This is a genomic window from Psychrobacter nivimaris, assembly GCF_009812035.1.
GTDB classification, from domain to species: Bacteria; Pseudomonadota; Gammaproteobacteria; order Pseudomonadales; family Moraxellaceae; genus Psychrobacter; species Psychrobacter nivimaris.
Genome location: NZ_VZIZ01000038.1, coordinates 20809 through 30067 on the forward strand (window position 1 = coordinate 20809; position 9259 = coordinate 30067).

Consider the following 9259-nt stretch of genomic DNA (forward strand, 5'->3'; position numbering starts at 1 on the left):
AGATATCGATAGCGAAGTCACTGTAATATAAATAAGAGATACTGCTGATAATGATTTATGCTCAAAAACGATAACATCTCTATATAACTGATTCTAAAAATACTATTTATGACAACCATCTGTATGTCTTGCTCACTAATCGCTGTATGAACATTGTTTTTGGCGAGTTATATAAGATGCTTCAAGGAGGATAAGATGAACCCAATGTACACATCTTTTAACGGCTATCTCGGTGGACCTATCGGTTCCATCATTGGTGCTATTTTGATATTCGTTATTGGTTGGCTAGTAGCCCTTGGTATCGCAGCACTGGTACGCGGCGTACTCTCTAAAGTTAATCTCAATCAGCGTATGAACTCTTCAACTGGTAAGACCTACGACCTTGAAGGTATCATTTCCAAAATTGTTTTCTGGTTTATTTTCATCATTGCTATCTCAGGCGCACTTAGCCAATTAAACTTAAACTCTATCTCAGCACCATTCGCAAATATGGTTAATCAAGTATTGGCATTTATCCCTAATCTTATCGGCGCTATCGCACTTGGTGTGATCGGTTGGGTCGTGGCTACTGTTGCACGCACAGCGATCAACGCTGCACTCGCGAAAACCTCTATGGATGAGCGTTTAAGTGCACAAGCTGGTGTAAAACCTATGAGCAGTACGATTGCTGATATGGTTTACTGGTTCATCTTATTGGTTGTGTTGACCATGGTACTTGGTCAATTAGAGCTTGATGGCTTGTTCGCTCCATTAACTAACATGGTCGACAAAATCTTTAGCTTCATCCCTAATATCTTGATTGCTGGTGTGGTCTTCGTCGTTGGTTATATCATTGCCAAAGTCGTACGCGGCATCGTAACCAACCTTGTTTCTACTTTTAATGTACAAGAATTGGCGTCAAAAGCAGGTTTAAGTGAGCAAAATAGCTTACCTAACATTGCAGGTTCGCTAGCATTTTTAGTGGTTATTATTCCAACCATTATTGCTGCTCTAAACGCATTAAAAATTGAAGTAATTGCTCGCCCTGCGACCAATATGCTTAACAAAATCATGGAAGCATTGCCAAACATCTTCATGGCAGTCGCTATCCTAGTAGTGACTTTCTATGTTGTACGTATGGTTGCCAACATCATCAAGGGTCTGATTGAGAACACTCAAATCAATCAATTACCTGCGAAAGTTGGTCTACAAGAAACCATGGGTGATAAGAAAATCTCTGACCTAGTTGGTTATGCGATTATCTTCTTCGCTATGCTATTTGCCGCTATTGCAGCTGCTGATTTGTTAGGTTTCGAGCCTATCTCAGCTATTATCACGATGTTTATCGCATTCGGTGCAAATATCATCCTAGGCGCAATTATCCTATTCATCGGATTCTGGCTTGCCAATATCATTGCAGGTGTGGTTGAACGTTCTGAGCAAGGTTCACAATTCCTAGCAAACATCGTACGTGTATTAATCATGGGCCTAGTATTAGCAATGGGTCTAAAAGCGATGGGTATTGCCGATTCAATCGTTAACTTAGCATTTGGTCTAACACTAGGCGCGGTAGCCGTTGCCTTTGCCCTATCATTCGGTCTTGGTGGTCAAGAAGCTGCAGCTCGCTTCCTACGTAAAATGCAGGATAAGATGGATCATGAACGCACTGAAGCGAAAGCAAAATCTGCGCTACAGCCAAGTTCATCAACTCAAGAAAAAGTTGTTGATTCAGTTCGTGAAAACACGCCATCTGCTGCTAGTACACCTACCACTGATTTACGTACCGATGTAGTTGATACACCACGTGTTGATACTAATGACATCTACAACAGTGATGATGTACTTCCTGGTAGTGGTCTCAATGACGATATCAATAAATAAGTATTTTTGATTGTTTAGTTTAGATACGAAAAAGACAGCCTAGGCTGTCTTTTTTTATATCAGTAAATATATTAATAAATCTATGGTTATTTTTATCGAAGCTCTTAGTATAAAATGTCATTCAAACAATTTCACGCTACAATCTACTGCTTATCTTTACGTGCTGGAATCGTCAAGCTCATCTGTACTTGAGGTAGCTTCTCTTTTTGCGCCTTCGCAGGTTTACCATCCTCCACGCTACTAGCAGCTGGCATATTTTGCTTATCTAACTCCTGTTGCTTTAGCTTTTGCATTTGCTTAGTAAGTTGGCGCTCCCTTTGAGTCATCGCATCGACTGGCTGAATCCACAAATCAATATCGAAAAAATTCTCATTATTCTCAGTGATAAACTCGATACCAAGCACGACTACATGATGTAGCTCAATAATTGGCAAACGCGTAGCAACGTCTTGTGCGATCTTCGCTAGCTTCGGTTGGACAGCGGCTTTACTATTAGAACCCTTTGACTCCTGACCATAAAACACCAGTACATAATGTCGTCCCAAACTTTCATAAGAATGTTGGTGTACCACATAGCCATCTTTTTGCAGCGCTGCACTTTGTTTAGGGTGTCTATATAGCGTACGAATAAGCTCGTGACGTGAAAACAAAGACTCATCTAGTAGTTGTTGTTGCCAGTGAGCGAGCGGTGTTTCTGTCTGTTCGTCGTTATTAGCTACTTGCTTTTTACCATACGTATCTATCATCTGCATACTTAGCTGAGACCATATCGTGGCTGCTTGTATCATATGCTGATGGTACATCTGAGCAGTTGAACTTTGGTTCTTGTAGGCAAGCGTAATGGCGACCAGTGCTGAGTTAGGTTCGTCTTGTACTTCATTTTTTATGAGCGCATTGTCGACTACAATGGCAGGGGCAAACAGGTCTGGACTTTGCAAAAAGCGTTTAACCAAAGCGTGTTCCGATTCAAAACTTGGGATATGGTTTACGGCCGACTGCTGCAGCTGTTCTAAATGATAAGCTAAGAAACGCCATAACTCACACGGGGTTCGTACCGCTGCTGCTATCGAGTACCAGTCATACCAGCTAAATACTTGTAGCTGCTGCATGCTTTCGCTCATGTCGACAACTAAATCTTCTAAAAAGTAACGAACCCCAAAATTGTGTTTAAGTCGCTGTAGAGCACTATTTGAAGGGTTTGCACTGTCATCATTATCACCTTGATTGAGACTGCTACTTCCTCCAACAAGCTGAATGTCAAAGATCATAGCTTCATAACCAACTGAAGCATTGCCTTCATTTTGAGACCATAATGACTTGTACCACGTAAGTGCTGACTTGACCGCCGTCATACGTACAGCCTCAATATCAACCGACTCTGTATCATAGGGTAGATATAGTGTCAGCTCCAACAGCTGTAGCTTGCCAAGTGGCAACTGATATTGATAGTGACGAGCGATATACTGAGCATTGTATTCATGCTCAATCGTATGCATGCCTTCTAAAGTCACTGCCATAGCATCTGCTTGTAAATAACTGACTAGCTCGGTCGTCAGGTAGCCCCAGTCGGGCATGGTAGTAATCGAATGGGACACAAGTTCCAACCTTCTATTATCGTATGGTGAATATCGCACATGCCAGCTCGTAATGATAACAACATCATTATCGCGTATTACAAATATTTGAATGATGCAAAATTATGCTACATAAGCACTATCAGAGACAGTCGCTTTCAAGACGATCACTTGTTATGATGATATCAAAGCAGTATTGCTTGCGTGCAAGTTTATGGATGACGAACTGTACTTAGTTGTATTTATCGAGACCGTAGTCATCGAATTTTTAATCATCGAAACTCTAATGACTATTATATAATAATAAGGATTAAACATTATGAAGCGTTTTAAAGAAAAGACCGTCGTTGTAACGGGTGCAGGTTCTGGTATTGGCCGTGCGACTGCTATTCGCTTTGCCGAGGAAGGCGCTAGCGTGGTTCTAGTAGGACGTACGGCAGCAACACTAGAAGAAACTGCCAAAGAATTACCACAAGATCGTACTTGGATTCATACTGATAATTATCTCATTATTACATGCGACATTAGCGTTCAAAGCCAAGTACAAGAGATGATTGAGCGCGCTATCGACAAATTCGGCAAGATTGATATCTTGGTAAACAATGCGGGCAAAGCAACTCAAGGTAAAATCACAGAATTATCTGCTGATGATTGGCGCTCTGCTATCGATGTGAATCTAAATGGGACCTTCTACGTCTCTCAAGCTGCTATGCCTCACTTGATTGCATCAAAGGGTAATATCGTCAATATTTCATCGCTCTCGGGCGTAGGTGGTGACTGGAATATGGCTGCTTACAATGCTGCTAAAGCGGGTGTGACCAATTTGACCCGTACATTAGCATTAGATCATGGTTCAGATGGTGTTCGCGTCAATGCGGTTAATCCAAGTGTCACCAAAACCGATATGACTACGGCTATCCAAGATAATGAGTCTAAGACGGATAAGTTCTTAGCTCGCTGTCCACTTGGACGTTTGGCAACCCCAGAGGATATCGCCGCTGCTATTACCTTTTTAGCAAGCGATGATGCCTCTATGATTACTGGTGTTAATCTACCTGTTGACGGCGGTGTTAGCGCTTCTAACGGCCAACCACAGTTCTAAATTGTTAAGCTGATAGGTATCTAAATATTACTCAAAAAAAAGCCCCCGATATCATCATATCAGGGGCTTTTTAAATATGAATTATTGGAACTTAGTTGTAGACAGCTTTAAGTTTTCATACCTGTCATACAACCAGTAATTTTAACTTAACTAATTGAACTACTATTAATACTATCTAGCTTATTCAGCTGCATTATTCATATCTTGTAGTGGCTGCGACAAACGCGCAAGGTGTCTTGGCAACACCCCTTTATACTGAGAATATATTTTTGGTAAATCTGCTTCGATATCACCTGTAGGATAAACCAGCGACATAAACCGTATTTCTTTAGTATTGTAGTCCATCGCTACTGGCAAAATCGGTACACCAGCACCCACCGCTAAATAATAAAAACCTGTCTTCCACGACTCAGTATATTGCCGTGTACCCTCTGGCGATAATCCCAAAAATAATGGTTCACCAGTTTTGAACTTATCAATACTGGCTTGAAGTACAGAGCCTTTGTTGCCACGATCGATAGGAATAACCCCTATCCAATTTAATAATTGCGCAAATACAGGTACTTTAAATAGCGTGTGCTTGCCCATAATGCTGATTTTGATATCTAATGCAAACAGACTTGGAATCGCATAGATACCATCCACATTAGAAGTATGTGGTAGAGCAAGCACTACAGCTTGTGAGATATTTGGAATCTCGCCTACCGTACGCCAACCTGATGCCTTTAACAGCGCGGATGCAATAACAGGCGCAAACTTATTGCCACGCTTTGGAACCTTGTCTCCCAAATGCTTTTTGCTAAGTTTTGGGAGTACTTTGGAGCGCGCAGGTTTAGAAACAACAGACTTAGAACGGTTAAAAATCTTCGGTATCATGACAGCACAATATAATGAAAGGTACTGACATAATACCATTAAGCCTTTGTGGCTAGGCTAAATTTTGCGTGCTTTTATTATGTGATAAATCGTTTAGCCATAAATATAAGTAATGACCTATTTTCGATATTTTGCACACATATTTCTTTAAACTTATTGCTAAGTATTAAGAAATATCGGCCAAATCACCTTTGCTCTCAAGCCATGACTTGCGATCAGAGGCACGTTTCTTAGCCAGTAGCATATCCATCACGCTATTGGTCAGTACCATGTCATCCATATCTAACTGTACTAAGCGGCGTGTATCACGGCTCATCGTCGTCTCACGTAGTTGCTCAGCACTCATTTCACCAAGTCCTTTAAAACGTGTAATCTGAGCTTTTTTATTACCCGGCACATTGGCTAAAATATGTGCAAGCTCCGGCTCGTCTAACGCGTAGTGAACTTCTTTACCCACATCTACTCGGTACAATGGCGGCATGGCCACAAATAAATGACCTGCATCCACTAGTGCAGGGAAATGTTTTACAAACAGCGCGCAGATCAATGTCGCGATATGCAGTCCATCAGAGTCAGCATCAGCTAAGATACATATCTTGTCGTAACGTAGCTCGGACAAATCATCAGAGGCAGGATCGACACCGATAGCTATGGCAATATCATGAATCTCTTGGCTTGATAGCACCGTATCTGATGATACTTCCCATGTATTTAAGATTTTGCCACGCAGAGGTAATATCGCCTGATAATGACGATCTCTTGCTTGCTTAGCACTACCACCCGCAGAGTCACCCTCTACTAAGAACAGCTCAGCGCCATCACGCAAATCACCACGACAGTCTGCCAATTTACCAGGCAATGCTGGTCCCTGAGTAATCTTTTTACGAGCGACTTTTTTGGCAGATTTTAGACGACGTCCAGCTTTATTAATCGCCAATTCAGCGATTTGCGTGCCCATGTCCGCATGCTGGTTTAACCATAGGCTAAAGGCATCTTTTGCCAATGTCTGTACAGCGCCCGCCGCTTCACGGCTAGATAAGCGCTCTTTGGTCTGTCCAGAAAACTGTGGCTCAGAGAACTTCAGAGACAGAATATAGTTCACTCCATCCCAGACGTCTTCCGCGGTTAGTTTCACACTACGTGGTAGCAAATTATGAATATCACAGAACTCACGAAGTGCTTCTAAAATGCCCGTGCGTAGTCCGTTGACGTGCGTACCGCCCTGAGCTGTGGGAATCAGGTTCACATAGCTTTCTTGAATCGGCGTGCCACCATCAGGTAACCAAGACAAGGCAAAGGTAATAGCCGCTCGTTCACTTGCTTTCGCATCATAATTATAATAAAACGGTGCTTCAGGTAATGTTTCCAAACCATCTAATTGTTCGCTTAGATACTCGACTACCCCATCCGTAAACTGCCAAACGACCTTTTCATCATTAATATCGTCAGTGAATTCAATCGTCAGTCCAGCGGCCAAAACAGCCTTTGCTTTTAAATTATGCTTAAGCTGTTTTACATTAAATTTGGGCGTATCAAAGAAACTACCATCCGCCCAAAAGTGCACTCTAGTGCCACGTTTACGCTTATTTGAGCTGACTGCTTCAGTCAATGGCGTAACTGGTGCACCATTTTCAAATGCCATATCAAACTGCGTACTGTCACGCCATACCGTAACCTCAACGCGAGTTGATAGCGCATTGACGACAGAGATACCCACGCCATGTAGACCACCTGACACTTCATAATTAGAGGTCGAAAACTTTCCACCTGCATGCAAGCGGGTCAAAATCAGCTCAATACCAGATTGACCAAACTCAGGATGGATATCAGTTGGCATACCGCGCCCGTCATCTTCGACAGACAACGATCCATCACTATGCAATTGCACCTTGATGGTTTTCGCATAACCAGCCAACGCTTCATCTACTGAGTTATCAATGACCTCTTGCGCCAAATGGTTCGGGCGCGTGGTATCGGTATACATACCCGGACGACGACGGACTGGCTCAAGACCTTCTAAAACTTCTAACGATTGCGCATTATATTGACTCACAAATGCATCCTTAACTGTTCGCTTGCGTTTAATTCTATTAAACCATTATAACGAAAAATAGCGACGTTAACGTTAATACTCCATCGCTTACGTCATATAATGTCGTCTATTTAAACTTGCACTAAACTCTGTAAGATATTCATCACCATGGGCAACTGCTTATCAAAGTCACTGAAGCGATGATCGCCACCCACTTGCACTGTTACCGATGCGCCATGACCTTGATAAAAATCTCTAGACAATTCAGAATTTAGCAATTCATCACCTTCTTTTAATAGTACAGCAACTTTATCGGGATAATTTACTGATAATAGCTGATTATCTGCAAACCACTGTAAATCTGCAGTCGTAATACTCCAGCCACCCGCTGTCGTATGCAGGACTTTGCTAGTAGATGACTCATTTAAGTTATCTTGACTTGATACTGATTGATTAGAGAAACGCTTTAAAGTGATATAGGGCTGGATACTAGGGTTAAGCAATAAAACTGGGCAACCTATCTGATTGCCTATCAAAGTAGAAAAATACCCACCTAGCGAGCTGCCGATTAATACCGTATTTGATAACTCAGTCTGTTTATCTGCTGATTTTCCATCTTCACTATTATTTAGCACTTCGATCAAAGACAGTAGTTGCTTACATACTTGAGCGGGGGTCTTATTTAAATCAGGACGCAGCACATTAATATCAGGATGATGTAGCTGGCAATATTTTTCTAACAGCACCCCTTTGGTCGAGTTGGCATCACTGTCCAATCCATGGATATAAATCAAGTTCACGTATCATCTCACTTATTAATTTTGTTATGATTATCTTATAAAGGCTATCAAAGCTAAGCATAGCACCCGCTAGACGGAAATAATAATAATAAAATGGCACACTATTAGTCGGTATTTGCGACATAATAATGTTGTACAGTGATTTTATGCAGGTCAAAGGAATGACGGTAGTCATTATGGAGGAGTCATGAATCAACAGTTTGAGCTGTTCGAGATTGCCAATCCATGTATTGGTCTTTGTCAAAGCAATAAGAAGGGTTATTGCTTTAGTTGCCTGCGTAGTCGAACTGAGCGCCAGCTATGGCATGATATGACGACAGAGCAGCAGCGCGAGGTGCTAAGGCTTATCGCAGGACGTAAGCTGCGTATAGAACAAATGAGACAGCGTAAAGATGAACAGTTAGGATTCGATTTTGAAGAGATACCTGAGATAGGTGAATTATTTTGAGAAGTAATGAATCAGGCCAGACATGCTCATAGAATCCTCAGAATGCATTGAATTTCGCTAAAATATATGCCCAATAACCTAATAGTAGGATCAGTAGTCCCCACGGTATGGCAAAACACCAATAATATAAATCGCTAGTAATAAATACGTAAAAATAAACAGCCATTCCAACACTGATTACAAGCGAAGCTGCATATCCGATCAGCAAGGTAAACAGAATATTATTCTCAATTTTGGTTAAGCTTGGGCTTCCCTCTGCACATATATAAAAAAGAAACCCAAAAGCAAAAGCCCCGGCAATAGTAATATGCAAAAATGATATTAGAACTAGCAACCAAATTGACACGCATACTTCCTTATTAGTCTAATGACGGCTTTGTCTTTGATACAGTGATTTTTACAAGTTAGAAGCGCTTTCAATAAAAAATAGCATACCTTCAAGTTTTTTTATAATAAACATAGTAATACGCTTACTAGAATAAATTAGACTGAAATCAGTAGATCTGCCACCAAACCGCACACAAAGAAAAACCCCCGACAAGCTAATGTCGGGGGATATTTCAGAAT

8 protein-coding genes are annotated in these 9259 nt (G+C 41.4%); 3 read left to right on the top strand and 5 right to left on the bottom strand.

Annotated features, from left to right (window positions below):
* The first annotated feature begins 195 nt into the window (after window positions 1-195).
* Window positions 196-1860, top strand: coding sequence for a mechanosensitive ion channel (locus FQV37_RS12565; protein ID WP_160023451.1), 1665 nt, complete (start codon window positions 196-198; stop codon window positions 1858-1860).
* Window positions 1861-2003: 143 nt separating this feature from the next.
* Here the strand turns inward: FQV37_RS12565 and FQV37_RS12570 are convergent, their stop codons facing one another.
* Complete coding sequence (locus FQV37_RS12570) at window positions 2004-3455, bottom strand: hypothetical protein (RefSeq protein WP_160023453.1); 1452 nt, start codon at window positions 3453-3455, stop codon at window positions 2004-2006.
* Between the two features lie 298 nt (window positions 3456-3753).
* On the opposite strand from FQV37_RS12570, the gene budC reads away from it, so the two are divergent.
* Window positions 3754-4536, top strand: a complete 783-nt coding sequence (budC, locus tag FQV37_RS12575; RefSeq protein WP_160023455.1) for a meso-2,3-butanediol dehydrogenase — start codon at window positions 3754-3756, stop codon at window positions 4534-4536.
* A gap of 180 nt (window positions 4537-4716) precedes the next feature.
* On the opposite strand, the gene FQV37_RS12580 is transcribed toward budC, so the two are convergent.
* The 3 genes from FQV37_RS12580 to FQV37_RS12590 all read right to left on the bottom strand — a co-directional run bounded on the left by FQV37_RS12580 (window position 4717) and on the right by FQV37_RS12590 (window position 8244).
* On the bottom strand, window positions 4717-5412 hold the full coding sequence (locus tag FQV37_RS12580) for a lysophospholipid acyltransferase family protein (RefSeq protein ID WP_228707123.1): 696 nt from the start codon (window positions 5410-5412) through the stop codon (window positions 4717-4719).
* A gap of 166 nt (window positions 5413-5578) precedes the next feature.
* A complete protein-coding gene (gene parE, locus FQV37_RS12585) occupies window positions 5579-7465 on the bottom strand; it encodes a DNA topoisomerase IV subunit B (RefSeq protein ID WP_160023457.1) in 1887 nt (628 codons plus the stop codon).
* A 110-nt stretch (window positions 7466-7575) separates the two neighbouring features.
* On the bottom strand, window positions 7576-8244 hold the full coding sequence (locus tag FQV37_RS12590; protein ID WP_160023458.1) for a YqiA/YcfP family alpha/beta fold hydrolase: 669 nt from the start codon (window positions 8242-8244) through the stop codon (window positions 7576-7578).
* Between the two features lie 187 nt (window positions 8245-8431).
* On the opposite strand from FQV37_RS12590, the gene FQV37_RS12595 reads away from it, so the two are divergent.
* A complete protein-coding gene (locus FQV37_RS12595; protein WP_160023460.1) occupies window positions 8432-8692 on the top strand; it encodes a DUF1289 domain-containing protein in 261 nt (86 codons plus the stop codon).
* A 37-nt stretch (window positions 8693-8729) separates the two neighbouring features.
* Here FQV37_RS12595 and FQV37_RS12600 read toward each other — a convergent pair whose 3' ends face one another.
* Entirely contained in the window at window positions 8730-9038 is a 309-nt protein-coding gene (locus FQV37_RS12600; protein ID WP_160023462.1) for a hypothetical protein, read from the bottom strand.
* Window positions 9039-9259 lie beyond the last annotated feature (221 nt).

Excerpts from the sequence above, each read along its gene's own strand:
- FQV37_RS12565 (WP_160023451.1), top strand. The coding sequence starts at position 196 with ATGAACCCAATGTACACATCTTTTAACGGCTATCTCGGTGGACCTATC.
- budC (WP_160023455.1), top strand. The coding sequence starts at position 3,754 with ATGAAGCGTTTTAAAGAAAAGACCGTCGTTGTAACGGGTGCAGGTTCT.
- FQV37_RS12580 (WP_228707123.1), bottom strand. The coding sequence starts at position 5,412 with ATGATACCGAAGATTTTTAACCGTTCTAAGTCTGTTGTTTCTAAACCT.
- FQV37_RS12595 (WP_160023460.1), top strand. The coding sequence starts at position 8,432 with ATGAATCAACAGTTTGAGCTGTTCGAGATTGCCAATCCATGTATTGGT.